At 68.4% G+C, this 25,548-nt stretch carries 27 protein-coding genes and 1 tRNA gene; 6 read left to right on the forward strand and 22 right to left on the reverse strand.

Annotation, left to right across the window (positions count from 1 at the left end):
• Window positions 1-27: 27 nt before the first annotated feature.
• From GON04_RS03805 to soxA, 6 genes are all read left to right on the forward strand, one after another.
• Complete coding sequence (locus tag GON04_RS03805; protein WP_157396645.1) at window positions 28-528, forward strand: (2Fe-2S)-binding protein; 501 nt, start codon at window positions 28-30, stop codon at window positions 526-528.
• On the forward strand, window positions 525-2,684 hold the full coding sequence (locus GON04_RS03810) for a xanthine dehydrogenase family protein molybdopterin-binding subunit (protein ID WP_157396646.1): 2,160 nt from the start codon (window positions 525-527) through the stop codon (window positions 2,682-2,684). Before GON04_RS03805 ends, GON04_RS03810 begins: the two co-directional genes overlap by 4 nt.
• The gene (gene soxX / locus GON04_RS03815) at window positions 2,684-3,115 is read left to right on the forward strand and encodes a sulfur oxidation c-type cytochrome SoxX (RefSeq protein ID WP_157396647.1); all 432 of its coding nucleotides are present in this window, start codon (window positions 2,684-2,686) and stop codon (window positions 3,113-3,115) included. The genes GON04_RS03810 and soxX overlap by 1 nt, the downstream gene beginning before the upstream one ends.
• Before the next feature lie 10 nt (window positions 3,116-3,125).
• Complete coding sequence (locus GON04_RS03820) at window positions 3,126-3,596, forward strand: SoxY-related AACIE arm protein (protein ID WP_157396648.1); 471 nt, start codon at window positions 3,126-3,128, stop codon at window positions 3,594-3,596.
• Window positions 3,597-3,666: 70 nt separating this feature from the next.
• Window positions 3,667-3,987 carry a thiosulfate oxidation carrier complex protein SoxZ gene (locus tag GON04_RS03825; RefSeq protein ID WP_157396649.1) on the forward strand — a complete coding sequence of 107 codons (321 nt, stop codon included), beginning with the start codon at window positions 3,667-3,669 and terminating at the stop codon, window positions 3,985-3,987.
• Window positions 3,984-4,757, forward strand: a complete 774-nt coding sequence (gene soxA, locus GON04_RS03830; RefSeq protein WP_338050884.1) for a sulfur oxidation c-type cytochrome SoxA — start codon at window positions 3,984-3,986, stop codon at window positions 4,755-4,757. The genes GON04_RS03825 and soxA overlap by 4 nt, the downstream gene beginning before the upstream one ends.
• A 16-nt stretch (window positions 4,758-4,773) precedes the next feature.
• On the opposite strand, the gene GON04_RS03835 is transcribed toward soxA, so the two are convergent.
• The 22 genes from GON04_RS03835 to pnp form a co-directional block, all read right to left on the reverse strand.
• Entirely contained in the window at window positions 4,774-5,223 is a 450-nt protein-coding gene (locus tag GON04_RS03835; RefSeq protein WP_157396650.1) for a DUF1178 family protein, read from the reverse strand.
• Between the two features lie 10 nt (window positions 5,224-5,233).
• Window positions 5,234-5,809 carry an NUDIX domain-containing protein gene (locus tag GON04_RS03840; RefSeq protein ID WP_157396651.1) on the reverse strand — a complete coding sequence of 192 codons (576 nt, stop codon included), beginning with the start codon at window positions 5,807-5,809 and terminating at the stop codon, window positions 5,234-5,236.
• Window positions 5,802-6,110 (reverse strand): DUF2818 family protein, encoded by a 309-nt coding sequence (locus GON04_RS03845; RefSeq protein WP_181653871.1) that lies wholly within the window; start codon window positions 6,108-6,110, stop codon window positions 5,802-5,804. Before GON04_RS03845 ends, GON04_RS03840 begins: the two co-directional genes overlap by 8 nt.
• 10 nt (window positions 6,111-6,120) lie before the next feature.
• Window positions 6,121-7,608 (reverse strand): NADH-quinone oxidoreductase subunit NuoN, encoded by a 1,488-nt coding sequence (gene nuoN / locus GON04_RS03850; RefSeq protein WP_157396652.1) that lies wholly within the window; start codon window positions 7,606-7,608, stop codon window positions 6,121-6,123.
• Between the two features lie 13 nt (window positions 7,609-7,621).
• Complete coding sequence (locus GON04_RS03855; protein ID WP_181653872.1) at window positions 7,622-9,097, reverse strand: NADH-quinone oxidoreductase subunit M; 1,476 nt, start codon at window positions 9,095-9,097, stop codon at window positions 7,622-7,624.
• Window positions 9,098-9,110: 13 nt separating this feature from the next.
• The gene (gene nuoL, locus GON04_RS03860) at window positions 9,111-11,144 is read right to left on the reverse strand and encodes an NADH-quinone oxidoreductase subunit L (protein WP_157396653.1); all 2,034 of its coding nucleotides are present in this window, start codon (window positions 11,142-11,144) and stop codon (window positions 9,111-9,113) included.
• Between the two features lie 57 nt (window positions 11,145-11,201).
• Window positions 11,202-11,510, reverse strand: a complete 309-nt coding sequence (gene nuoK, locus GON04_RS03865; RefSeq protein WP_157396654.1) for an NADH-quinone oxidoreductase subunit NuoK — start codon at window positions 11,508-11,510, stop codon at window positions 11,202-11,204.
• Window positions 11,507-12,181: an NADH-quinone oxidoreductase subunit J gene (locus GON04_RS03870; protein ID WP_157396655.1), complete on the reverse strand. Its 675-nt coding sequence runs from the start codon at window positions 12,179-12,181 to the stop codon at window positions 11,507-11,509. The genes nuoK and GON04_RS03870 overlap by 4 nt, the downstream gene beginning before the upstream one ends.
• A gap of 91 nt (window positions 12,182-12,272) precedes the next feature.
• Window positions 12,273-12,794 carry an NADH-quinone oxidoreductase subunit NuoI gene (nuoI, locus tag GON04_RS03875; RefSeq protein ID WP_157396656.1) on the reverse strand — a complete coding sequence of 174 codons (522 nt, stop codon included), beginning with the start codon at window positions 12,792-12,794 and terminating at the stop codon, window positions 12,273-12,275.
• Window positions 12,795-12,804: 10 nt separating this feature from the next.
• Complete coding sequence (nuoH, locus tag GON04_RS03880) at window positions 12,805-13,887, reverse strand: NADH-quinone oxidoreductase subunit NuoH (protein WP_157396657.1); 1,083 nt, start codon at window positions 13,885-13,887, stop codon at window positions 12,805-12,807.
• Window positions 13,884-16,046, reverse strand: coding sequence for an NADH-quinone oxidoreductase subunit NuoG (nuoG, locus tag GON04_RS03885; protein ID WP_157396658.1), 2,163 nt, complete (start codon window positions 16,044-16,046; stop codon window positions 13,884-13,886). The genes nuoH and nuoG overlap by 4 nt, the downstream gene beginning before the upstream one ends.
• A gap of 10 nt (window positions 16,047-16,056) precedes the next feature.
• The gene (gene nuoF / locus GON04_RS03890) at window positions 16,057-17,424 is read right to left on the reverse strand and encodes an NADH-quinone oxidoreductase subunit NuoF (protein ID WP_157396659.1); all 1,368 of its coding nucleotides are present in this window, start codon (window positions 17,422-17,424) and stop codon (window positions 16,057-16,059) included.
• 4 nt (window positions 17,425-17,428) lie between these two features.
• Complete coding sequence (nuoE, locus tag GON04_RS03895) at window positions 17,429-17,911, reverse strand: NADH-quinone oxidoreductase subunit NuoE (protein ID WP_157396660.1); 483 nt, start codon at window positions 17,909-17,911, stop codon at window positions 17,429-17,431.
• Window positions 17,908-19,161, reverse strand: a complete 1,254-nt coding sequence (locus GON04_RS03900) for an NADH-quinone oxidoreductase subunit D (RefSeq protein ID WP_157396661.1) — start codon at window positions 19,159-19,161, stop codon at window positions 17,908-17,910. Before GON04_RS03900 ends, nuoE begins: the two co-directional genes overlap by 4 nt.
• A complete protein-coding gene (locus GON04_RS03905) occupies window positions 19,154-19,801 on the reverse strand; it encodes an NADH-quinone oxidoreductase subunit C (protein ID WP_157396662.1) in 648 nt (215 codons plus the stop codon). The genes GON04_RS03900 and GON04_RS03905 overlap by 8 nt, the downstream gene beginning before the upstream one ends.
• Window positions 19,802-19,805: 4 nt before the next feature.
• Window positions 19,806-20,285 carry a NuoB/complex I 20 kDa subunit family protein gene (locus GON04_RS03910; protein ID WP_027102937.1) on the reverse strand — a complete coding sequence of 160 codons (480 nt, stop codon included), beginning with the start codon at window positions 20,283-20,285 and terminating at the stop codon, window positions 19,806-19,808.
• A gap of 27 nt (window positions 20,286-20,312) precedes the next feature.
• The gene (locus tag GON04_RS03915) at window positions 20,313-20,684 is read right to left on the reverse strand and encodes an NADH-quinone oxidoreductase subunit A (RefSeq protein WP_157396663.1); all 372 of its coding nucleotides are present in this window, start codon (window positions 20,682-20,684) and stop codon (window positions 20,313-20,315) included.
• A 56-nt stretch (window positions 20,685-20,740) separates the two neighbouring features.
• Window positions 20,741-20,825: transfer RNA gene (locus GON04_RS03920), tRNA-Leu, on the reverse strand.
• Between the two features lie 116 nt (window positions 20,826-20,941).
• Window positions 20,942-21,349 carry a preprotein translocase subunit SecG gene (secG, locus tag GON04_RS03925; RefSeq protein WP_157396664.1) on the reverse strand — a complete coding sequence of 136 codons (408 nt, stop codon included), beginning with the start codon at window positions 21,347-21,349 and terminating at the stop codon, window positions 20,942-20,944.
• 34 nt (window positions 21,350-21,383) lie between these two features.
• Window positions 21,384-22,130, reverse strand: coding sequence for a triose-phosphate isomerase (gene tpiA / locus GON04_RS03930; RefSeq protein WP_181653873.1), 747 nt, complete (start codon window positions 22,128-22,130; stop codon window positions 21,384-21,386).
• Window positions 22,131-22,145: 15 nt separating this feature from the next.
• The gene (locus tag GON04_RS03935; RefSeq protein ID WP_157396666.1) at window positions 22,146-23,135 is read right to left on the reverse strand and encodes an NAD(P)H-quinone oxidoreductase; all 990 of its coding nucleotides are present in this window, start codon (window positions 23,133-23,135) and stop codon (window positions 22,146-22,148) included.
• An 82-nt stretch (window positions 23,136-23,217) separates the two neighbouring features.
• Window positions 23,218-25,488 carry a polyribonucleotide nucleotidyltransferase gene (gene pnp / locus GON04_RS03940; RefSeq protein WP_157396667.1) on the reverse strand — a complete coding sequence of 757 codons (2,271 nt, stop codon included), beginning with the start codon at window positions 25,486-25,488 and terminating at the stop codon, window positions 23,218-23,220.
• Window positions 25,489-25,548: the final 60 nt, after the last annotated feature.

Consider the following 25,548-nt stretch of genomic DNA (forward strand, 5'->3'; position numbering starts at 1 on the left):
GCCGATCCAACCAAGGAGACCAAGAGCATGGCAAGAATCCACGTCAACGGCGCCCCGCGCGAGTTCGAGGCCGAGCCGGACACCCCGCTGCTCTGGGTGCTGCGCGAGCAACTGGGCCTGACCGGCACCAAGTACGGCTGCGGCATCGCGGCCTGCGGCGCCTGCACCGTGCACCTGGACGGCGTGCCCACCCGCAGCTGCGTGCGGCCGGTCTCCACCATCGGCCCGGACGAGAAGATCGTCACCATCGAGGGCCTGTCGCCGGACGGCTCGCACCCGGTGCAGAAGGCCTGGGTGGCGCTGGACGTGCCGCAGTGCGGCTACTGCCAGTGCGGCATGGTGATGGCGGCCACGGCGCTGCTCAAGGCCAAGCCCAACCCAACCGATGCCGACATCGACGACGCGATGAGCAACATCTGCCGCTGCGGCACCTACAACCGGGTGCGCGCGGCCATCAAGTCCGTCGCCCAGGGCAGCACCCGCAACGCCGGCCTGCAGATCCAGCACCGCGACGGGAGCGTGGCATGAAGCGCCGCGGCTTTCTCCAGGTCACCGCGTCGGCCGGCCTCGCCATCGGCTTCCACGTGCCGTTCGGTGCGCTGGCGCAGGACGCCACGCCCGAGATCAACGCCTGGGTAGTGGTCAAGCCCGACGACACCGTGGTGATCCGCATCGCCCGCTCCGAGATGGGCCAGGGCAGCCTCACCGGGCTGGCGCAGCTGGTCGCCGAAGAACTCGACTGCAACTGGGCCAGGGTGACCACCGAGTACCCGACGCCGGGCCAGAACCTCGCGCGCAACCGCGCCTGGGGCAATTTCTCCACCGGCGGCAGCCGCGGCATCCGCGAGTCGCACGACTACGTCCGCAAGGGCGGCGCCGCCGCCCGGCTGATGCTGGTGCAGGCGGCCGCGGCCGAGTGGAAGGTCCCGGTGGCCGAATGCCGCGCTGCCGGCAGCGTCATCACCCACGTGCCCAGTGGCCGCACCCTCAGCTACGGCAAGGTCGCCGCCGCCGCCGGCAAGCTGCAGCCGCCCACCGAGGTGCCGCTGAAGGACCCGAAGGACTGGAAGATCGCCGGCAAGCGGCTGGCGCGGCTCGACACCGTCGACAAGGTCACAGGCCGCCAGGTGTACGGCGCCGACCTCAAGCTGCCCGGCATGCTGAACGCGGCGATCAAGGACTGCCCCGTGTTCGGCGGCAAGGTCAAGAGCTTCAACGCCGCGGCCGTTGCGGGCCGCCCGGGCGTGAAGAAGGTGCTGCAGGTCGGCGACAGCGCCGTCGCCGTGGTGGCCGACACCTGGTGGCGCGCCAAGACCGCGCTCGACGCGCTGCCGATCGAGTGGGACGAGGGCCCGAATGCCAAGGCGTCCAGTGCCACGGTGGCGCAGGTGCTGAAGGCCGGCCTCGACGCCCCGGAGGCGGCGGTCGGCAACAGCAACGGCGACGCCAGGGCGGCGCTGGCCTCGGCGGCGCGCCGCATCGAGGCGGTGTACGCCTACCCGCACCAGAACCACGCGACCATGGAACCGATGAACTCCACGGCCCGCTGGACGCCCGAGCGCTGCGAGGTCTGGACCCCGACCCAGAACGGCGAGGCGGCGCTGGCCGCGACGTCGGAGGCGGCCGGCCTGCCGGCGCGCCAGTGCGAGGTCTACAAGATCCACCTGGGCGGCGGCTTCGGCCGGCGCGGCGCCGTGCACGACTGGGTGCGGCAGGCGGTGCTGATCGCCAGGGAGATGCCCGGCACCCCGGTCAAGCTGCTGTGGACGCGCGAGGAGGACATGACGCACGGGCGCTACCACCCCGTCACGCAGTGCAAGCTGACGGCGGGACTGGATGCGCAGGGCAACGTCACCGCGCTGCACATGCGCATCTCGGGCCAGTCCATCGTCGCCGGCATCTCGCCGCAGTCCATCCAGGGCGGCCGCGACCCTGTGGTGTTCCAGGGCCTGAACGCGCCCGGCCCGGAGGCATCGATCGGCTACGGCTTCCCCCACCTGCTGATCGACCATGCGATGCGCAACCCGCCGGTGCCGCCGGGTTTCTGGCGCGGCGTGAACCTGAACCAGAACACGATCTACCTCGAGTGCTTCATCGACGAGATCGCCGCCGCCACGAAGCAGGATCCGCTGGCCCTGCGCCGCAAGCTCATGGCCCAGCATCCCAAGCACCTGGCCGTGCTCAACGCCGTCGCGCAGAAGGTCGGCTGGGACACGCCGGCGCCCGACATCGGCGGGCAGAAGGTGTTCCGCGGACTGGCGCAGACCATGGGCTTCGGCAGCTACGTCGCCGCCTGCGCCGAGGTCTCGGTCAACCCCGAGGGCGAGCTCAAGGTGCACCGCATCGTGGCCGCCACCGACCCTGGCCATGCCGTCAACCCGCAGCAGATCGAGGCCCAGGTCGAGGGCTCGTTCGCCTACGGCCTGTCGGCGGCCCTGTTCGGCGAATGCACGCTCAAGGACGGACGCATCGAGCAGACCAACTTCAGCGACTACCCGGTGCTCCACATGCGCCACATGCCGAGGGTGGAGACGGTCATCGTGCCCTCGGGCGGCTTCTGGGGCGGCGTGGGCGAGCCCACCATCGCGGTCGCGGCGCCGGCGGTGCTGAACGCCGTCTACGCGGCCACCGGCAAGCGCATCCGTGACCTGCCGCTGAAGCACCACAGCCTCAAGCAAGCCTGATGCACCGGGGCCTGGCCACGGCCGCGCTATTGATGGCCGGCGCCGCGGCGGCGCAGGACCTGGTGCCCTATACCGTGAGCGGCGACGGCATCGAGCGGCCGCTGGCGGCGCCCGGCGATCCGGCGCGCGGCCGGGCCATCGCCGCCAGCCGCCAGCAGGGGCTGTGCCTGCTGTGCCATCCGGCGCCGATCCCCGAGGAACGCTTCCAGGGCAACCTGGCACCGGATCTGGCGGGCGTCGGCGCGCGCTACACCACGGCGCAACTGAGGCTGCGCGTCGTCGACGCCCGGCGTGTCACCCCGGCCAGCTTCATGCCGGCCTTCCACGGCACCGCCAACCTCTCGCGCGTCGGCGCCGCCTGGCAGGGCAAACCCGTGCTCAGCGCGCAGCAGGTGGAGGACGTCGTCGCGTGGTTGTCCACCTTGCGCTAGGCTCGCCCGCATGACGCCTTCCACCTCGTACGGCCGCCGCGCGCTGCTGGGCGCGGGCGCGGCCCTGGTGCTGGTGCGTCCCGCCCTCGCCCAGCCGCTCGGCAACGCCGCCGGCAAGCAGATGGAGGAGGCCGTCGCCGCCTTCGCGCAGGGGCGACCGGTACGCCCGGGCCGCGTGACGTTCGACATCGCCTCGCTGGTCGACAACGGCAACGTGGTGCCCGTCACCGTCTCGGTCGACAGCCCGATGACGCCCGCCGACCATGTCGTGCAGCTGGCCATCTTCAACGACCGCAACCCGCAGCGCGACGTGGCCGTGTTCACGCTGGGCCCGCGCGCCGGCAAGGCCGTGGTGGCCACCCGCATCCGGTTGGCCACCAGCCAGCAGCTGGTCGCCGTCGCACGCCTGTCCGACGGCAGCCTGTGGAGCCACACGGTGGACGTGATCGTGGCGCTGGCGGCCTGCATCGAGGGCTCGTGACCATGGCGCCCGCGTCCCGCGCTTCGTCGTCCCGCCGCCCCGCGCAAGGTCGGCCCACCGGAGGCCCGGCATGGCCCGCGTCCTGATCCAGGTACCCGCCAGCGCTCGCCGCGGCGAGGTGATCGAGCTGCGCGCCAGCATCGCCCACGTGATGGAGACCGGCTACCGCGCCGGCGCCGACGGGCAGGCGGTGGCGCGCGACATCATCCGGCGCTTCACCTGCCGCTACGCCGGCGAAGTCGTCTTCGCGGCCGAGCTCCATCCGGCGATCGCGGCCAATCCCTACCTGGCCTTCCACGCCGTCGCCACCGAGAGCGGCACGCTGGAATTCGAGTGGCAGGGTGACAACGGCTTCGCGCAGGTCGAACGGCGCGAGCTGCAGGTCACGTGAGGCTGCATCTGGCCGGCATCGCCCTCGCCGCGCTGGTCGGGTGCACGGCCGCACCGCCAGGGCCGGCGCCTGCCGCGCAGCGCTCCGGCTTCCTCGACATGGGCGTGGCGGTGCAGGAGATGCAGCAAGACGACGCCGCCAATCCCGCCATGCTGTGGGTGCAGGACGGCCGCCAGCTGTGGTTGCGCCCCGAGGGCCCGCGCTCGGCGTCCTGCACCTCCTGCCACGGCGACGTGACGTCGCTGCGGGGCGTGGCGGCGCGCTACCCGGCCTGGGACGAGCCCCTGCGACGGCCGGTGGACCTGGCCACCCGCATCAACCTGTGCCGCGAACGCCACCAGGGCGCCCTGCCCTGGCCCGCCGAACACCAGGACCTGCTGGCGCTGGAGGCGCTGGTGGGCCTGCAGTCGCGCGGCCTGCCGATCACGCCGCCGGCCGACGAGCGGTTGCAGCCCTTCCAGCGCCGCGGCGCCGCCCTGTTCCAGCAGCGCATCGGCCAGCTCGACCTGTCGTGCGCGACCTGCCACGACCAGCTGGCCGGCGGCAAGCTGGCCGGCGCCCCGATCACGCAGGGCCAAGCGACCGGCTATCCCATCTACCGCCTCGAGTGGCAGGCGCCCGGCTCGCTGGCACGCCGCATCCGCAACTGCATGACCGGCGTGCGCGCCGAGCCATTGGCCGCCGGCAGCGTGGAGATGGTGGAACTCGAACTGCACCTGGCCGCGCGGGCCATGGGGATGGCGGTGGAAACGCCGGCGGTGCGGCCCTAGCGCGGCCGCGTCGGGCCTACTGCAGCGGCCCCTTCAGGGCCTTGGGCACCGGCAGCGGCAGCACGCCGATGCCTTCATCCAGCAGGGCTTCGGTTTCCTCGCGCGAGGCCTGGCCGCGGATGCCGCGCTCCTCGGTCTCGCCGTAGTGGATGCGGCGGGCCTCCTCGGCGAAGCGCTCGCCGACGTCCTCGGTGTTGGCCATCACGTGGCGCACCATCTTCAGCCAGGCCGCCTGCATGGCTGCCTCGGGCATCGTGGCCACCTCCTGGCGCGGCTGGGCTTCAGGCTGGGGCTGGGCTGCGCCGAGGTTCAGGCGCGGGGCCGACGGCATCTTGGCGATGGCGGTGTCGCCGCAGTAGGGGCACTCGACCAGGCCGCGCCCGAGTTGGTCCTGGAAGTCGTCTTCCGAGCCGAACCAGCCTTCGAAGGCATGGAGGTGCGTGCACTGGAGGTTGAGGACTTTCATGGCCCGTCCATTATGGGCGCCAGTTCAAAGACCAGGACCCCGACAGGACGTTCTGCAGCCACAGCATGCAGCTGAGCGTCTTGGCATCCGTCACGCGACCGTCGCGGCACCACTGCAGCAGCTCGGTCGGCGTGGCCGCGAACACGTCGAGGAATTCGCCGGCGTCCAGGCTCCTCTCGCCGGCCACCAGGCCACGGGCGAACCAGATGTCGATGAACTCGGTCGAATACGCGATGACCGGGTGCATCAGGCCGGCGTGCGCCCATTCGCGGGCCGTGTAGCCGGTCTCCTCGCGCAGTTCGCGCTCCGCGCACGCACGGCGGTCCTCGCCGGGGTCGATCTTGCCGGCCGGGAATTCGATCATCACCTGCCCCACCGGGTGACGGTGCTGGCGCTCCAGCACCACGCGGCCGTCGTCGAGCAGGGGCACCACCACGACGGCGCCGGGGTGGACGACATATTCGCGCGTGGCCGGCTGGCCATCGGGCAGCGCGACGTGATCGCGCACCACGTGCAGGAAGCGGCCGCGCAGCAGTTCCTCCTGCGACACCGTGGTCTCGACCAGGTGCAGGTGGCGTTCAGTCATGGCGCCGCTTGTACAGGTAGCGCCAGACGAAACCGGGGAAGGCGAGCGTCAGGAACAGTGCGCCGGTGATGGCGTAGAACTCCCAGCCCTGCGGCGCGATCTGCCCGAGGCGGTTCTCCAGCAGCAGGCCGAGGCCGCCGACTAGAAGGTAGAAGGCCACCAGCTCGAGCACGCGGACACCGAGCGGCTTGGGCGCACGCAACGGCCAGACCCCGAGCAGTTGCCGGTCGAGCACGAACGGCAGGTTGGCCGCCACCACGGCGACCACGATCACCAGCCAGACCGAGACGGCCTGCGACACCCCCGCCACCTCAGGTGGCGAGCGTCTTGACGATCGCGTCGGCGCACAGCGTCATCAGACCGCCGGGCACCAGGCCCAGGATCAGCACCAGCGCGCCGTTGATCGACAGCACGGTGCGCACGTCGGCCGGGGCGGACACCGTGGTGGCCGTGATCGGCGAGTCGAAGTACATGACCTTCACGACGCGCAGGTAGTAGAACGCGCCGATCAGCGACGCCAGGACCGCGAAGATCGCCAGGCCGATGTAGAGCGGCTCGCCGCTGGCCACCAGCGCCTGCAGGACGGCCAGCTTGGCGTAGAAGCCCACCAGCGGCGGGATGCCGGCCAGCGAGAACATGCAGATGGCCATGATGCCGGCGTACAGCGGGCTGCGCTGGTTCAGGCCGGCCAGGTCGGCGATCTCCTCGCTCTCGAAGCCCTCGCGCGCCAGCAGCAGCACGATGCCGAAGGCGCCGAGCGTGGTGAGCACGTAGGTGATGATGTAGAACATCGACGCGCTGTACGCGAACTGCGCGTTGCCGGTGTTGCCGTTCACGACGCCGGCGGTCAGGCCCAGCACCACGAAGCCCATCTGCGCGATGGTCGAGTAGGCCAGCATGCGCTTGAGGTTGCTCTGCGCGATGGCGGCCAGGTTGCCCACCAGCAGCGACGCCACGGCCAGCAGCATCAGCATCTGCTGCCAGTCGAGCGCGAGCGGGATCATGCCTTCGACCAGCAGGCGGATGGCGATACCGAACGCGGCCAGCTCCGGCGCCGAGCCGATCATCAGCGTGATGGACGTGGGGGCGCCCTGGTACACGTCGGGGATCCACATGTGGAACGGGGCGGCGCCCAGCTTGAAGGCCAGCCCGGCGACGATGAACACCAGGCCGAACACCAGCACCTGGTGGCGCACGCGGCCGCTGCCGATGACGCGGAACACCTCGTTGATGTCGAGCGAGCCGGTGGCGCCGTACAGCATGGAGATGCCGTACAGCAGGAAGCCGGAGGCCATGGCGCCGAGCACGAAGTACTTCATGGCGGCCTCGGTGGACGTGGCGTTGTCGCGGCGCAGTGCGACCAGCGCGTAGCTGCACAGCGTCATGAGCTCCAGGCCCAGGTAGATCATCAGGAAGTTGCTGCCCGAGATCATCACGAACATGCCCAGCAGCGCGAACATCGCCAGCGTGAACATCTCGCCGCCACGCAGCATGTCGCGGTCGGCCGCGTAGGGACGGCCGTACACCAGCGTCACCATCATGGCGAGGGAGGCGAAGCACTTGAGCCAGTTGCCCATGGGGTCGCTCACGACCATGTGGCCGAAGGCGTAGGCGGTCTGGCCGTTGATGGCGAATTCGGCCGACAGGTAGGCGACGACCGCCAGCGTGCCGAGGGTCAGGCCGTACGACAGCGTGCGCAGGCGGGAGCGGACGCCGAGGTCGACCAGGGCGATGACGCACGCCATCACCATCAGGAAGATCTCGGGCGAGACGACGAACAGGCTTGTTGTGTCGAACATGGTGGCCGCGACCTCAATTCAGTTTCGAAGCAGCGACCTGCTTCAGGAAGTTCGCCACGGACGCGTCCATCACGTCGGTGAACGGCTTCGGATAGACGCCCATCACCAGCACCGCGGCGGCCAGCAGGCCCAGCATCAGGAACTCGCGGGCATTGATGTCGGTGAGTTCGCGCACGTGGTCGTTGGCCACCGGGCCGAGGTACACGCGCTTGTACATCCAGAGGCTGTAGGCGGCGCCCCAGACCAGGGCGGTGGAAGCCAGCAGGCCCAGCCAGAAGTTCGCCTTGACCGTGCCCAGGATGACCATCCACTCGCCGACGAAGCCGGCGGTGGCGGGCAGGCCGCAGTTGGCCATGGTGAACAGCAGCGCGAACGCGGCGAAGTTCGGCATGGTGTTGACCACGCCGCCGTAGTCGGCGATCTCGCGCGAATGCACGCGGTCGTACAGCACGCCGATGCACAGGAACATGGCGCCCGAGACGAAGCCGTGGGCGATCATCTGCACCAGGCCGCCGGAGACGCCCAGGTCGCTGAAGATGAAGAAACCGAGCGTGACGAAGCCCATGTGCGCGACGGACGAATAGGCCACCAGCTTCTTCATGTCCTTCTGCACCATCGCGACCAGGCCGACGTAGATGACGGCGATGATGGACAGCGCGATGATGAACCAGGCCCACTCGCGCGCGGCGTCCGGCGCGATGGGCATGGAAAAGCGCAGGAAGCCGTAGGCACCGAGCTTCAGCATGATGGCGGCCAGCACCGCCGAGCCGCCGGTGGGCGCCTCCACGTGCACGTCGGGCAGCCAGGTGTGCACCGGCCACATCGGCACCTTCACGGCGAAGGCGGCGAAGAAGGCGAAGAACAGCAGCGTCTGCACCGTGCCGGCCAGCGGCAGCTTGTGCCAGGTGGCGATGTCGAAGCTGCCACCCGACTTGGAGTACAGGTAGATCAGCGCGATGAGCATCAGCAGCGATCCCAGCAGCGTGTACAGGAAGAACTTGAACGCCGCGTAGATCTTCCTCGGGCCGCCCCAGATGCCGATGATCAGGTACATCGGGATCAGCGTGGCCTCGAAGAACACGTAGAACAGCATCGCGTCGAGGGCGCAGAAGACGCCGATCATCAGCCCCGACAGGATGAGGAAGGCGCCCATGTACTGGTTGACGCGCTCGGTGATCACCTCCCAGGCGGAAATGACCACCACCACCGTGATGAAGGCGGTGAGCAGCACGAACCAGAACGAGATGCCGTCCAGCCCCAGGTGGTAGCTGACGTTGAAGCGGTCGATCCAGGGCGCCTTTTCGACGAACTGCATCTCGGCGGTGCCGTTCTTGAACGCGCCGTACAGCGGCAGCGTGACCAGGAAGCTGACGATGGCGCCGATCAACGCCAGCCAGCGCACGGCGCGCGCATGCTCGTCCCTCCCCAGGGCAAGCAACACGATGCCGAACAGGATCGGCGTCCAGATGGCGAGGCTGAGCACTCCCACGTTCTTCTTCTCCTTAGTGGCCTAGCCAGACGAACCACGTCATCAGCACGAACACGCCGACGATCATGGCCAGCGCGTAGTGGTAGATGTAGCCGGACTGCAGGCGGCGCGTGACGCCGGCGAACCAGCCGACCACGTGCGCACTGCCGTTGACCATCGCGCCGTCGATGACGGCCTGGTCGCCGCCCTTCCACAGCCCGATGCCGAGCCCGCGCGCGCCGCGCGCCAGCACGTTCTCGTTGAACCAGTCCATGTAGTACTTGTTGTCGAGCAGCCGGTACAGCGGGCTCACCATCGTCTGGATGCGTGCCGGCAGCGCCGTGTTCACCATGTACAGGTAGTAGGCCAGCGCGACGCCGGCCGCCGCCAGCCAGAACACCGGCGAGGTCAGGCCGTGCAGCGCCATGGCCAGCGGGCCGTGGAATTCCTTGGCCATCTCCTCCAGCGCCGGGTGCTTCTCCAGGTTGACCAGGATGGCGTCCTTGAAGAAGTCGCCGTACAGCATCGGCCCGATGAACAGGTAGCCGGCCAGCACCGACGGGATGGCCAGCGCCACCAGCGGCACGGTGACGACCCAGGGCGACTCGTGCGGCGCGTGGTGCTCGTCCTGGTGGTGGTGCGGATCGGGCTCCTCGCTCGCGTCGTGCTCGTGGGCCGGGATCTGGTCGAAGCGCTCCTTGCCGTGGAAGACCAGGAAGTACATGCGGAACGAATAGAAGGCCGTGACGAACACGCCGGCCATGACCGCGAAGTAGGCGAAGCCCGCGCCCGGCAGCTTGGACAGGTGCACCGCCTCGATGATGCTGTCCTTGGAATAGAAGCCGGCGAACAGCGGCGTGCCGATGAGGGCGAGCGAGCCGAGCAGCGAGGTGATCCAGGTGACGGGCATGTACTTGCGCACGCCGCCCATCCAGCGGATGTCCTGGTTGTGGTGCATGCCGATGATGACTGAGCCGGCGGCCAGGAACAGCAGCGCCTTGAAGAAGGCGTGCGTCATCAGGTGGAACACCGCCACCGAGTAGGCCGAGGCGCCCAGCGCCACCGTCATGTACCCCAGCTGCGAGAGCGTGGAATACGCGACGACGCGCTTGATGTCGTTCTGGATGATGCCCAGGAAGCCCATGAACAGCGCGGTGATGGCGCCGATGACGAGGATGACCGACAGGGCCGTGTCGCTCAGCTCGAACAGGGGCGACATGCGAGCGACCATGAAGATGCCGGCCGTCACCATCGTGGCCGCGTGGATCAGCGCCGAGATCGGGGTCGGGCCTTCCATCGAGTCGGGCAGCCAGACGTGCAGCGGGAACTGCGCGCTCTTGCCCATGGCGCCGACGAACAGGCAGATGCAGATGACGGTGATCAGCATCCAGCTGGTGCCGGGGAAGGTGAGCTTGGCCAGTTCGTCCGCCTTGGCGAAGGCCTCGACATAGCTCAAGGTGCCGGCAAAGGCGACGATGAGGCCGATGCCCAGGATGAAGCCGAAATCGCCGACCCGGTTGACCAGAAAGGCCTTCATGTTGGCGAAGATGGCGCTGGGCTTGTTGAACCAGAACCCGATGAGCAGGTAGGACACCAGGCCCACCGCCTCCCAGCCGAAGAACAGCTGCAGGAAGTTGTTGCTCATGACCAGCATGAGCATCGAGAACGTGAACAGCGAGATGTAGGCGAAGAAGCGGTTGTAGCCGTCGTCCTCCTCCATGTACCCGATGGTGTAGATGTGCACCATCAGCGACACGAAGGTCACCACCACCATCATCATGGCCGTGAGGCCGTCGACCAGGAAGCCGATCTCCATCTTCAGGCCGCCCACCACCATCCACTCGTAGATGGTCGCGTTGAAGCGCGCGCCGTCCAGCGCCACGCTCTTGAGCGTCATGGCCGAGACGACCATGGCGATGAACACGCCCAGGATGGTGAAGGTGTGCGACAGCCGCCGGCCGATCCAGTTGCCGCCGAAGGTGGTGCCCAGGATGCCGGCCAGCGCGGAGCCCACCAGCGGGGCCAGTGGGACAACGAGCAGGGTCGATGCGTTGAGGGTCTGACTCATGTTTCTTTCCTGACCCGCCGTGCCGCCCGCGCGGAAGGTCGCGTTCTCATTCTTGTGTCACCCCTTCAGGGTGTTCAGTTCTTCGACGTTGATGTTCGACTTGTTCCGGAACAGCAGCACCAGGATTGCGAGGCCGATGGCGGACTCGGCAGCGGCCACGGTGAGGATGAAGAACACGAACACCTGGCCGTGCATGTCGCCCAGGTAGTAGGAGAACGCCACGAAGTTCATGTTGACCGCCAGCAGCATCAGTTCGATGGCCATCAGCAGCACGATCAGGTTGCGGCGGTTCAGGAAGATGCCCACCACCGACAGCGCGAACAGGATCGCGCCGAGCGACAGGAAGTGACCCAGCGTGAGGCTCATGCCTTGCCCTCCACCGCCGCGGCGGGTGCTTCGGGAACCGGTGCCACCATCGTGGGCGGCATCCTGACCACGCGCAGGCGGTCGCGGGCGCGCACCTTGACCTGCTCGGCCGGATCCATGTGCTTGCTGTCCTTGCGCTCGCGCAGGGTGAGCGCAATGGCGGCGACGATGGCCACCAGCAGGATGACGGCGGCGACCTCGAGCGGGAACAGGTACTGGGTGTACAGCAGCTTGCCCAGTTCCTTGGTGTTGGACACCTGGGCCAGGGCGCCCGCGCCGGTCTGGGCGGCCTGGACGGCGGCCGGTCCGTTGGTGGGCTCGGCGGGCCGGAAGCCCCCCATGAGGACGGCGGCCATCTCCAGCGCGATGACCACGCCGACCAGCGCGGCCAGCGGGAAATGCTTCCAGAAGCCGGTGCGCAGGCTGTCGACGTTGATGTCCAGCATCATCACGACGAACAGGAACAGCACCATGACCGCGCCCACGTACACCAGCACCAGCGAGATGGCGAGGAATTCGGCCTTCAGCAGCATCCAGACCGCGGCGGCCTGGAAGAAGGCCAGCACGAGGTAGAGAGCCGCGTACACCGGGTTGCGCGCCGTGATGACACGGAACGACGCGAACAGCAGCACCGCCGAGAAGAGGTAGAAGAAACCGGCCTGGATGTTCATGGGAAGCTTCGGAGCGTTGAGCGTGGAGGCATCGCTGTCGTCTTGGTTGTCTGGTCGTCGCGCCCGGCGCCGGCCCGGCGCCCGGCTCGTCTCATCGGTACTTGGCGTCCTGCGCCCGGCGCTCGGCGATCTCCGCCTCGTAGCGGTCGCCCACCGCGAGCAGCATGTCCTTGGTGAAGTACAGGTCGCCGCGCTTCTCGCCGTGGTACTCCAGGACGTGGGTCTCGACGATGGAGTCGACCGGGCAGCTCTCCTCGCAGAAGCCGCAGAAGATGCACTTGGTCAGGTCGATGTCGTAGCGGGTGGTGCGGCGGGTGCCGTCGGCGCGCTGGTCGCTCTCGATGGTGATGGCCAGCGCGGGGCACACGGCCTCGCACAGCTTGCAGGCGATGCAGCGTTCCTCGCCGGTCTCGTAGCGGCGCAGCGCGTGCAGGCCCCGGAAGCGCGGCGACAGCGGCGTCTTCTCCTCTGGGAACTGCACCGTGATCTTGCGGCTGAAGGCGTACTTGCCGGTGATGGCCAGGCCCTTGAAGAGCTCCACCAGCATGAAGCTGGACAGGAAGTCCTTGAGCGAGAACGTCGAGGCCGGGCGTGGCAGGGTTTGCGTGGACATGGCGGGCCCGTTATTTCCAGATGTTGTACGGGGTCTGCATCCAGGCGCCCACGACGATGAGCCAGACCAGCGTGACCGGAATGAAGATCTTCCAGCCCAGGCGCATGATCTGGTCGTAGCGGTAGCGCGGGAACGTCGAGCGGACCCACAGGAACATGGTGACGACCATGAAGGTCTTGACGCCCAGCCAGATCCAGCCGGGGATCCACGCCAGCAGCGGCGCGTCGATGGGAGGCAGCCAGCCGCCCAGGAACATGATGACGGCCAGGATCGAGACCAGCCACATGTTGGCGTACTCGGCCAGGAAGAACATGGCGAAGCTCATGCCCGAGTACTCGATCATGTGGCCCGCGACGATCTCGGACTCGCCTTCCACCACGTCGAACGGATGGCGGTTGGTCTCGGCCAGGCCGGAGACGAAGTAGACGACGAAGATTGGCAGCAGCGGCAGCCAGTTCCAGGACAGGAACGTCAGGCCAATGCCGGCGAAGTAGCCCTTGGCCTGGCTCATCACCACGTCGGTCATGTTCAGGCTGCCGGTGACCATCAGCACCACCACCAGCGCGAAGCCCATGGCGATCTCGTAGCTGACCATCTGGGCCGAGGCCCGCAGCGCACCCAGGAAGGCGTACTTCGAGTTCGATGCCCAGCCGGCGATGATGACGCCGTACACCTCCAGCGAAGTGATGGCCATGATGAACAGCAGGCCGGCGTTGATGTTGGCCAGCGCAATGTCCGGGCCGAACGGGATGACCACCCAGGCGGCCAGCGCCGGCATGATGGTCATGATGGGGCCGAGCAGGAACAGCCCCTTGTTGGCCACCGTCGGGAGGATGATCTCCTTGGTCAGCAGCTTGAAGGCGTCGGCGATCGGCTGCAGCAGCCCGAGCGGGCCGACCCGGTTGGGGCCGATGCGGATCTGCGTGAAGCCGATGGCCTTGCGCTCCCAGAGCGTGAGGTAGGCCACCGCGCCCATGAGCGGAGCGACCACCAGCACGATCTTGATCAGCGTCCAGACCACCGGCCAGCCCGCGGCTGTCCACCACGGCGCGCCGATGAGGCCGTTGCCGAAGCCGTAGATCGAATCGATCATGCGAGGGCCTCCTCGCGCGCGGCGGCGGCCTGGCGCGTGGACTGCGGCAGCGCCGCCTGGCCGTCGGCCGTGAACTGCAGCGACTCGGCGCGGCGCACGATGCCGTCGAGCTGGTAGATCGCGGCGGTGGCCGGGGTGCCGGCCTGCACCGACAGGTCGATGCGGGCGGACGTGCGATTGACCAGCAGGTCGGCCTGCGCCATGGGCTTGTCCACGTCGGCGGCGCCGCGGGCGGCGGCCAGCACCTCGTTGGCGGACTCGTAGCCGAAGTTCGGCAGGCCCAGCATGTTGCCCAGCACGCGCAGCACCTTCCAGGCGGGACGGGCCTCGCCCAGCGGCTTGACGACGGCATGGAACGACTGCACGCGGCCCTCGGCGTTGACGAAGGTGCCGGGCGTCTCGGTCCAGGGCGCGATGGGCAGCAGCACGTCGCTGAAGGCCAGGTTGGCCTTGAACGGGCTCAGCGTCACGACCATCTCCGACTTGGCCAGCGCCTCGGCGGCGCGCGCGCCGGCGGCCGAGTCGAACTCGGGTTCGGTGTTCAGCAGGATCGCGGCCTTCAGGCCACCGGCCAGCATCTGGCCGGCATCCAGGCCGCCCTGCCCCGGCAGCGCGCCGACCAGCTGGGCGCCGACGGTGTTGGCGGCTTCGGTGAGGTAGCCGACCGAAGCACCGGTCGCCTCGCCGATCCACTGCGCCAGCGCGAGCAGCGTGGACGCGTTGGCGTGGTGCGCGGCGGCGTTGCCCAGCAGGATGGCCTTGCGCTCGCCCGACAGCAGCGAGGCGGCGATGGCCTTGGCGGCGTCGGTCGCGGTGCCGTCCGCCGGAGCCGTGCTGCCCTTCTGGCCGGCGATGGCGCTCGCCACGTCGGCCAGCACCTGGGCCCACTGGCCGGCCGGTGCGGCAACCGAGGATGCGAGCGGCATCGCCCAGTCGTGCTCGGAGTCGTGCAGGCGCGAGACCGCGGCGCCCTTGCGCGCAGCGGCGCGGATGCGCAACGCGAACAGCGGGTGGTCCTTGCGCAGGTTGGAGCCGACCACCAGCACCCGCTGCAGGTCGGACAGCGACGCGATGCTGGTGCCCAGCCAGCGCACGCCCTCGGCGGGCGCGAACTGCGCATGGCGCAAGCGGTGGTCGATGTTCTGGCTGCCCAGGCCGCGCACCAGGGCGCCGGCCAGGAACAGCTCCTCGACGGTGCTGTGCGGGCTGGCCAGCAGGCCGATGGCGGACGCGCCGTGGTCGCCCTTGATCTGCTTGAGGCCGTTGGCCACGTACTCCAGCGCGGTCTGCCAGTCGACGGTCTTCCACTCGCCGCCCTGCTTGACCATGGGCGCGGTGAGCCGCTGGTCGGCGTTGACGGCCTCGTAGGAGAAGCGGTCGCGGTCGGCCAGCCAGCACTCGTTGACGGCCTCGTTCTCCAGCGGGAGCACGCGCATCACGCGGTTGTTCTTGACCTGAACGATGAGGTTGGCGCCGCTGGAATCGTGCGGGGCCACCGACTTGCGGCGCGACAGCTCCCAGTTGCGGGCGCTGTAGCGGAACGGCTTGCTGGTGAGCGCGCCGACCGGGCACAGGTCGATCATGTTGCCGGACACCTCGGAGTCGACGGTGTCGCCCAGCACGGTGGTGATCTCGGAGTGCTCGCCCCGGTGGATCATGCCCAGCTCCATCACGCCGGCCACTTCCTGGCCGAAGCGCACGCAGCGGGTGCAGTGGATGCAGCGGCTCATCTCCTCCATGGAGATCAGCGGGCCGACGTCCTTGTGCAGCACCACGCGCTTTTCCTCCTCGTAGCGCGAGGAGGAGCCGCCGTAGCCGACGGCCAGGTCCTGCAGCTGGCACTCGCCGCCCTGGTCGCAGATGGGGCAGTCGAGCGGGTGGTTGATGAGGAGGAACTCCATCACCGACTGCTGCGCCTTGATGGCCTTGTCGCTGCGCGTGTGGACCACCATGCCGTTGGTGACGGGCGTGGCGCAGGCCGGCATCGGCTTGGGCGCCTTCTCCACGTCGACCAGGCACATGCGGCAGTTGGCCGCGATGGACAGCTTCTTGTGGTAGCAGAAGTGCGGGATGTAGGTACCGGCCTTCTCGGCGGCATGCATGACCATGCTGCCGTCGGCGATCTCGACCTTCTGCCCGTCTAACGTGATTTCAGCCATGGGGTTGCTTTCAGCCTCTCGCGCCCGCGGGAACCGGCTGGCGGCCGTCGGAGGTCTGCAGGTCGGGCCGCTGGATCTTGGCCTCGAACTCGTGCTTGAAGTGCTTGATCATGGCGCGCACCGGCATGGCCGCCGCGTCGCCGAGGGCGCAGATGGTGCGGCCCTGGATGTTGTCGGCCACCGAGTTGAGCAGCGCGATGTCGGCGGGCTTGCCGTGGCCGTTGTGGATGCGGTCGACCACGCGCCACAGCCAGCCGGTGCCCTCGCGGCAGGGCGTGCACTGGCCACAGGACTCGTGCATGTAGAAGTACGACAGGCGCAGCAGGCTCTCGACCATGTCGCGCGTCTCGTCCATCACGATGACCGCGCCCGAGCCCAGCATCGAGCCGGCCTTGGCGATGGAGTCGTAGTCCATCGTGCACTGCATCATGATGTCGGCCGGCAGGACCGGCGCCGACGACCCGCCGGGGATGACGGCCTTGAGCTTGCGGCCGCCGCGCACGCCGCCGGCCAGCTCGAGCAGCTTGCTGAACGGCGTGCCCAGCGGGATCTCGTAGTTGCCTGGCATCTCGACGTCACCCGAGACCGAGTAGATCTTGGTGCCGCCGTTGTTCGGCTTGCCGATGTCGAGGAAGGCCTGGCCGCCGTTGCGGATGATCCAGGGCACCGCCGCGAAGGTCTCGGTGTTGTTGATGGTGGTGGGCTTGCCGTACAGGCCGAAGCTCGCCGGGAACGGCGGCTTGAAGCGCGGCTGGCCCTTCTTGCCTTCCAGCGACTCGAGCAGCGCCGTTTCCTCGCCGCAGATGTAGGCGCCGAAGCCGTGCGACGCGTGCAGCTGGAACGAGAAGCTGGAACCCAGGATGTTGTTGCCCAGGTAGCCGGCCGCCCTCGCCTCCTCGAGCGCTTCCTCGAAGCGGTCGTAGGTCTGGAAGATCTCGCCGTGGATGTAGTTGTAGCCCACCGAGATGCCCATCGCGTAGGCCGCGATGATCATCCCCTCGATGACGATGTGCGGGTTGAACTGCAGGATGTCGCGGTCCTTGCAGGTGCCCGGTTCGCCCTCGTCGGAGTTGCACACCAGGTACTTCTGCCCCGGGAACTGGCGCGGCATGAAGCTCCACTTCAGGCCGGTGGGGAAGCCCGCGCCGCCGCGGCCGCGCAGCGCCGACTCCTTGACGGTGGCGATCACCTGGTCCTGCGTGAGGCCCTCGCTGAGGATCTTGCGCAGCGCCTGGTAGCCCTCGCGCGCCTCGTAGTCCTTCAGGCGCCAGTTGGTGCCGTCGATGCCGGCGTAGATCTGGGGATTGATGTGGCGGCCGTGGAAGCAGGTCTGCACCCCGGTGGCCTGGAATTGCGACAGCACTTGCTGGGCGTTCATGCGTTCAACCCGCCTTCCGCAGGCCATCGACCAGCTGGTCGAGCTTGTCGTTGCTCATGAAGCTGCACATGGTGCGGTCGTTGACCAGCATCACCGGCGAGTCGGCGCAGGCGCCCAGGCACTCGCTCTGCTGCAGCGTGAACAGGCCGTCGGGCGTGGTCTCGCCCATGTGCACGCCCAGCTTGTGCTCCAGGTGGTGCAGCGCCTTGGCGCCGTCACGCAGCTGGCACGGCAGGTTGGTGCACACGTTCAGCTTGTACTTGCCGACCGGCGCCTGGTTGTACATGTTGTAGAAGGTCGTGACCTCGTGCACCGCGATCGGCGGCATGCCGAGATAGTCGGCGACCGCCTTCTCGGCGTCCTGGCCGACGAAGCCCTGCTCCTGCTGCACGATGGCCAGGCAGGCCATGACGGCCGACTGCTTCTGGTCGGCCGGGTACTTGGCCACTTCGCGGTCGAAGCGGGTCCGGGTCGATTCGGAAATCATCGATCGATCTCTCCAAACACGATGTCCATCGTGCCGATGATGGCGACGGCGTCGGCGATCATGTGGCCCCTGCCCATCTCGTCCAGCGACGCCAGGTGGGGGAAGCCCGGCGCGCGGATCTTCAGGCGGTACGGCTTGTTGGCGCCGTCGCTCACGAGGTAGATGCCGAACTCGCCCTTGGGGTGCTCCACCGCGGCATAGGCCTCGCCCTCGGGGACGCGGAAGCCCTCGGAGAACAGCTTGAAGTGGTGGATCAGCTCCTCCATGTTGGTCTTCATGGATTCGCGGTCGGGCGGCGCCACCTTGTGGTTGTCGGTGATCACGGGACCCGGGTTCACGCGCAGCCAGTCGACGCACTGCTTGATGATGCGGTTGGCCTCGCGCATCTCCTGCACGCGCACCAGGTAGCGGTCGTAGCAGTCGCCGGTCTTGCCGAGCGGGATGTCGAAGTCCATCCGGTCGTAGACCTCGTAGGGCTGCGTCTTGCGCAGGTCCCAGGCGATGCCCGAGCCGCGCAGCATGGGGCCGGTGAACCCGAGGTTCAGGGCGCGCTCGGGCGTGACCACGCCGATGCCCACGGTGCGCTGCTTCCAGATGCGGTTGTCGGTGAGCAGCGTCTCGTACTCGTCGACGTAGGTCGGGAAGCGGCGCACGAAGTCGTCGATGAAGTCCAGCAGCGTCCCCTGCCGGTTCTCGTTCATGCGCTTGATCTCGCGCTCGTTGCGCACCTTGCTCGCCTTGTACTGCGGCATGGTGTCCGGCAGGTCCCGGTAGACGCCGCCCGGGCGGAAGTAGGCTGCGTGCATGCGCGCGCCCGACACCGCCTCGTACATGTCGAACAGGTCCTCCCGCTCGCGGAAGCAGTAGATCAGCATGTTCATGGCGCCGCAGTCGAGGCCGTGCGCACCGAGCCACAGCAGGTGGTTCAGCAGGCGCGTGATCTCGGAGAACATGACGCGGATGTACTGGGCGCGCTCGGGCACCTCGATGCCCATCATCTTCTCGATGGCCAGGCAGTACGCGTGCTCGTTGCACATCATCGAGACGTAGTCCAGCCGGTCCATGTAGGGCAGCGACTGGATGAAGGTGCGGGTCTCGGCCAGCTTCTCGGTGGCGCGGTGCAGCAGGCCGATGTGCGGGTCGGCGCGCTGGATGACCTCGCCGTCGAGCTCCAGCACCAGGCGCAGCACGCCGTGCGCGGCCGGGTGCTGCGGGCCGAAGTTGAGCGTGTAGTTCTTGATCTCAGCCATTGTTGCTACCCATGCCGCGGCCGGGCTGGATGCCGCCGTAGTGGTCCTCGCGGATGATGCGCGGCGTGATCTCGCGCGGCTCGATGGTCACCGGCTGGTAGATCACGCGCTGGCGCTCGGGGTCGTACTTCATCTCGACGTGGCCGGACACCGGGAAGTCCTTGCGGAACGGGTGGCCGATGAAGCCGTAGTCGGTGAGGATGCGGCGCAGGTCGGCGTGGCCGTCGAACACGATGCCGTACAGGTCGAACGCTTCGCGCTCGAACCAGTTGGCCGAACTCCACAGGTCGGTGAGCGACGCCACCACCGGCAGTTCGTCGTCGGGACAGAACACGCGCAGGCGCACGCGCTGGTTGAGGCTGACCGACAGGAAGTGCGACACCACGGCGTAGCGCAGGCCGTCCCAGCCGCCGTTGCCGTAGTCGGAATAGTCGAGACCGCAGACGTCGATCAGTTGCTCGAACCGGCAGGCCGGGTCGTCGCGCAGGCGCTGGGCGGCCGCCAGGTAGTTGTCGGCCGTGACCGTGACGGTGACTTCGCCCAGCCGCAGGTCGACTCGCTTGGCCAGCGGGCCGAGCACCTGGGTGAGCGTGGCTTGCAGCGCGGCGGGATCGACCGCGTAGGAAGTGGAGACGGTCATGCGATCAGGCCCGCGCGATGGTCTGCGTGCGGCGGATCTTCTGCTGCAGCTGGATGATGCCGTACAGCAGTGCCTCCGCCGTGGGCGGGCAGCCGGGGACGTACACGTCGACCGGCACGATGCGGTCGCAGCCGCGCACCACCGAATAGCTGTAGTGGTAGTAGCCGCCGCCGTTGGCGCAGGTGCCCATGGACAGCACCCAGCGCGGCTCGGGCATCTGGTCGTAGACCTTGCGCAGCGCCGGCGCCATCTTGTTGCACAGCGTGCCGGCCACGATCATGAGGTCGGACTGGCGCGGGCTGGGGCGGAACAGCATGCCGAAACGGTCGATGTCGTAGCGGGCGGCGCCCGCGTGCATCATCTCCACCGCGCAGCAAGCGAGTCCGAACGTCATGGGCCACAGCGAGCCGGTCTTGGCCCAGTTGATGACGCTGTCCACGGTCGTCGTGACGACGCCCTTGTCGAGAATGCCTTCGTTAGCCATTGATTTCTGAGTCCCTGCGCGCCGGGGTCATTCCCAGTCGAGCGCGCCCTTTTTCCACTCGTAGACGAAACCGACCACCAGGATGGCCAGGAAGACCATCATCGACCAGAAGCCCACCGCGCCGATTTCCTTGAGCGCGACGGCCCACGGAAACAGGAAGGCGATCTCGAGGTCGAACAGGATGAACAGGATGGCCACGAGGTAGTAGCGCACGTCGAATTTCATGCGCGCGTCCTCGAAGGCCTCGAAGCCGCATTCGTAGGGGGAGTTCTTGGCGGCGTCCGGCTTGTTGAAGCCCGCCGCGCCGGCGAAGACGTAGCCCAGAACCTGTGGCAGCACTCCGACCGCGATGCCCACCAGGATGAACAGGAGGACGGGGAGGTACTGATCGAGTTGCATGTGGGCCCTGGGTCCGCGCTTCGAGCCGCGGGGCGTGGCCCGCGGCTCTTTGTGTCTGGTGCCGTCGGCGAGACTCGAACTCGCACAGCTTTCGCCACTACCCCCTCAAGATAGCGTGTCTACCAATTTCACCACGACGGCCGTCTGTTGCTGCCCGGACAGGCATGAGGCTTGTTTTGTTTTTCGGCTTTCCGGGCAGCCTTGGAGTTTACTCCGAATCGCGAGCATTTCCCCTGACGGGGTGCTGGCGGATGCGCTCAGCGCGTCGGAATCTGGCCCGCGCCAGACGCCGGCACGGCGGGCACCGCCGCCGCGGGCGCGCTGGCCGGCCCCGAGGTGCCGGGGATCTGCGCCGCGGGGCCGGAAGCGGCCGGGGCGGCGGGCACCACGACCGCGCGGTCGAGCACGCTGCCCGAATCCGGGGCGCGGTAGTTGCTCTGGTAGGCCAGCGCCAGCGTGCAGACGAAGAACACGGCGGCCAGCACAGCCGTGGTGCGCGACAGGAAGTTCGCGCTGCCCGAGGCACCGAACAGGCTGCCGGAGCTGCCGCTGCCGAAGGCGGCGCCCATGTCGGCGCCCTTGCCGTGCTGGATGAGGATGAGGCCGATCATGCCCAGCGCGGCCAGGATCTGGACGGCCAGCAGGATGGTGAAAAGCACTTGCATTCTTGTGTCGCTCCGTGGGGATGGGTGGCCGCGCTCAGCGGGCGGCCGCGATGATCTGCAGGAAATCGGGGGCCTTCAGCGAAGCTCCACCGATGAGCCCGCCGTCGATGTCGGGCTGGGCGAGCAGGCTGGCGGCGTTGGCCGCGTTCATGCTGCCGCCGTACAGGATGCAGACGCGATCGGCCTGCGGCGTGGCGGCCTTCAGCTGCGCGCGCAGCACGGCATGCACCTGCTGGGCCTGCTCGGGGGTGGCCGTCTTGCCGGTGCCGATGGCCCAGACCGGCTCGTAGGCGACCACGATCTCGGTGATGCAGTGGCCGTTGGTGTGGATCACGGTGGCCAGCTGGCGCCGCACCACCTCCTCGGTGTGGCCGGCCTCGCGCTCGGCCAGGGTCTCGCCGACGCAAACGATGGGGGTGATGCCGTGGGCCAGGGCCGCCTTGGCCTTGTCGGCCACCAGCTGGTCGTCCTCGCCGTGGTACTGGCGTCGCTCCGAGTGGCCGACGATGGCGTAGCGCACCCCGAAGTCCTTCAGCATGGTCGCCGAGACCTCGCCGGTGTAGGCGCCCTGCTCGTGGCGGGAGACGTCCTGCGCACCCAATTCCAGCGCCGAGCCGTGCCGCAGCATCTGCAGCTGGGCCAGGTACGGCGCCGGCACGCACACCGCGACGGTGCAGGTCGCGCCCTGCAGGCCGCCGATGACGGTGCGCACCAGCGCGTCGTTGGCTTCGACGCTGCCGTTCATCTTCCAGTTGCCGGCGATCAGCTTTTTCTTGGTCATGCTTTCCAACGACGATCAGGACCAGGTCAGCACGATCTTGCCGACGTGCTGGTTCGATTCCATCAGGGTGTGCGCCTGCGCAGCGTCCTGGGCGGCGAAGGTGGCGTGGATCACGGGCTTGATGCGGCCCGACTCCAGCAGCGGCCACACCTTCTCGCGCAGCGAGCTGGCGATGGCACCCTTGAAGGCCACCGGCCGCGGCCGCAGCGTGGAGCCGGTGATGGTGAGGCGGCGGCGCAGCACCAGGCCGGCGTTGACCTCGCTCTTGCTGCCACCCTGCACGGCGATGATGACCAGCCGGCCGTCCTCGGCCAGGCACTGCACCTCGCGCGCGACGTAGGCGCCGGCCACCATGTCGAGGATGACGTCCACGCCCTTGCCGCCGGTGAGCTGCTTGGCTTCCTCGGCGAAGTCCTTCGCCTTGTAGTTGATGGCGTGGTCGGCGCCCAGGCGCAGGCAGGCATCGCACTTCTCGTCGCTGCCCGCGGTGGCGAACACCGTCGCACCCAGGGCCTTGGCCATCTGGATGGCGGTGACGCCGATGCCGCTGGTGCCGCCCTGGACCATGAAGGTCTCGCCCGCCTGCAGGCGGCCGCGGTCGAAGACGTTGCTCCAGACGGTGAAGAAGGTCTCGGGCAGCGAGGCCGCCTCGATGTCCGACAGGCCGCGCGGCACCGGCAGGCACTGGGCCACGGGGGCCACGCACAGCTGCGCGTAGCCGCCGCCGGCCACCAGGGCGCAGACGCGGTCGCCCACCTTCAGGCCGGCGGCCGCCATCGCCTGCGCATCACCGGCCACCACCTCGCCCGCCACTTCGAGGCCGGGCAGGTCGGAGGCGCCAGGCGGCACCGGGTAGTTGCCGGTGCGCTGCAGGACGTCGGGGCGGTTGACGCCGCTCGCGGCGACGCGGATGAGCAGTTCGCCCGGGCCCGCGACGGGGTCGGGGCGCTCGCCCAGGCGCAACACCTCGGGGGCACCGTAGGAGGTGATCTCGACGGCTTTCATGGTGGCGTTCCTCGTTGCTGTCAGTGCGGGCGTCGCCCGCCATCCATCTCCCGGGCCGGGCCCGGGAGGACGGATCCGGGAATCACTCCTGCGGATCCGTCAGCGTGGCCTGGGGCTGGACGTCGCCAGCCGGGGGCCGGTCGCCGTGCGAACGCTCGCCACGGTCGCCGCGCTCACCCCGGTCGCCGCGGTACTCGCCGCGCGGCGGGCGGTCGCCACGCTCGCGGCGCTCGCGCGGGGGCTGGTCTTCCATGCCTTCCGGACGGTCGAGCAGCGCCTTCATGGACAGCTTGACGCGGCCCTTGTCGTCGGTCTCGAGCACCTTGACGCGCACCACCTGGCCTTCGCTGAGGTAGTCGGTGACCTTCTCCACCCGCTCGTGGGCGATCTGGCTGATGTGCAGCAGGCCGTCCTTGCCGGGCAGCAGGTTGATCAGCGCGCCGAAGTCCAGGATCTTGGTGACCGGGCCTTCGTAGACCTTGCCGATCTCGACCTCGGCCGTGATCTGCTCGATGCGCTTCTTCGCTTCCTCGGCCTTGGCAGCGTCGGTGGCGGCGATGGTGATGGTGCCGTCTTCCTCGATGTTGATCTGGCAGCCGGTCTCGTCGGTCAGCGCGCGGATGACCGAGCCGCCCTTGCCGATGACGTCGCGGATCTTCTCCGGGTTGATCTTCATCGTGTACAGCTTGGGCGCGAAGGTGCTGATCTCGGTCTTGGCCGAGCCCATCGCCTCCTGCATCTTGCCCAGGATGTGCATGCGCGCTTCCTTGGCCTGCGCCAGGGCGACCTGCATGATCTCCTTGGTGATGCCCTGGATCTTGATGTCCATCTGCAGCGCGGTGATGCCGTTGGTGGTGCCGGCCACCTTGAAGTCCATGTCGCCGAGGTGGTCCTCGTCGCCCAGGATGTCGGTCAGCACGGCGAAGCGGTTGCCGTCCTTGATCAGGCCCATGGCGATGCCGGCCACGTGGGCCTTCATCGGCACGCCGGCGTCCATCAGCGACAGGCAGCCGCCGCACACCGACGCCATCGACGACGAGCCGTTCGACTCGGTGATCTCCGACACCACGCGCATGGTGTAGGGGAACTCGTCCTTGCTCGGCAGGCAGGCGATCAGCGCCCGCTTGGCCAGGCGGCCGTGGCCCACTTCGCGGCGCTTGGTCGAGCCCATGCGGCCCACTTCGCCGGTGGCGAAGGGAGGCATGTTGTAGTGGAACAGGAAGCGGTCCTCGAACTCGCCGGCCAGCGCGTCGATGCGCTGCGCGTCGCGCTCGGTGCCCAGGGTGGTGACCACCAGGGCCTGGGTCTCGCCGCGGGTGAACAGCGCCGAGCCGTGGGTCCGCGGCAGCACGCTGTTGCGGATCTCGATCGGGCGCACGGTGCGGGTGTCGCGGCCGTCGATGCGCGGCTCGCCGGCCAGGATCTGGCTGCGAACGATGCGCGCCTCGATGTCGAACAGCAGGCCCTCGACCTTGATCGGGTCGAAGTCGGCGCCCGACTCCTTGAGCGAGGCCAGCACCGAGGCGCTGGTTTCGCGCAGGGCCTGGGTGCGGGCCTGCTTGCTGCGGATCTGGTAGGCGGCGCGCAGCTTGTCCTCGGCCAGCTGGCCGACCTTGCCGATGAAGGCCTCGTCCTTGGCGGGCGCCTGCCAGTCCCAGACCGGCTTGCCGGCGTCGCGCACCAGTTCATGGATGGCGTTGATGGCGATCTTGCCCTGCTCGTGGCCGAACACCACGGCGCCCAGCATCACTTCCTCGGGCAGCTGCTGCGCCTCGGACTCGACCATCAGCACGGCGGCCTCGGTGCCGGCGACCACCAGGTCGAGGAGCGAGTCCTTGCGCTGGGTCTGGCCCGGGTTGAGCACGTACTCGTTGTTGATGTAGCCCACGCGCGCGGCGCCGATCGGGCCCGCGAACGGGATGCCGGAGACGGCCAGTGCGGCGCTGGTGCCGATCATGGCGGCGATGTCGGCGTCGACCTCGGGGTTCAGCGAGACGGTGTGGATGACCACGTGCACCTCGTTGAAGAAGCCCTCGGGGAACAGCGGGCGGATCGGGCGGTCGATCAGGCGGCTGGTGAGCGTCTCGAGTTCGCTGGGCTTGGCCTCGCGCTTGAAGAAGCTGCCGGGGATCTTGCCGGCGGCGTAGGTCTTCTCGATGTAGTCGACGGTGAGCGGGAAGAAGTCCTGGCCGGGCTTGGCCGACTTGGAGCCCACCACGGTGGCCAGCACCACGGTGTCGTCGATGTTCACCAGCACGGCGCCGGATGCCTGGCGGGCGATCTCACCGGTTTCCAGGGTGACCGTGTGCTGGCCCCATTGGAAGGTCTTGGTGACTTTGTTGAAGATGCTCATGGCTTGCCTCTTGGTCTCTCGTTGAGGGTGGAGGCGGGCCGAACACGATGCCATTCCATC

This window comes from Ramlibacter pinisoli, from assembly GCF_009758015.1.
GTDB classification, from domain to species: domain Bacteria; phylum Pseudomonadota; class Gammaproteobacteria; order Burkholderiales; family Burkholderiaceae_C; genus Ramlibacter; species Ramlibacter pinisoli.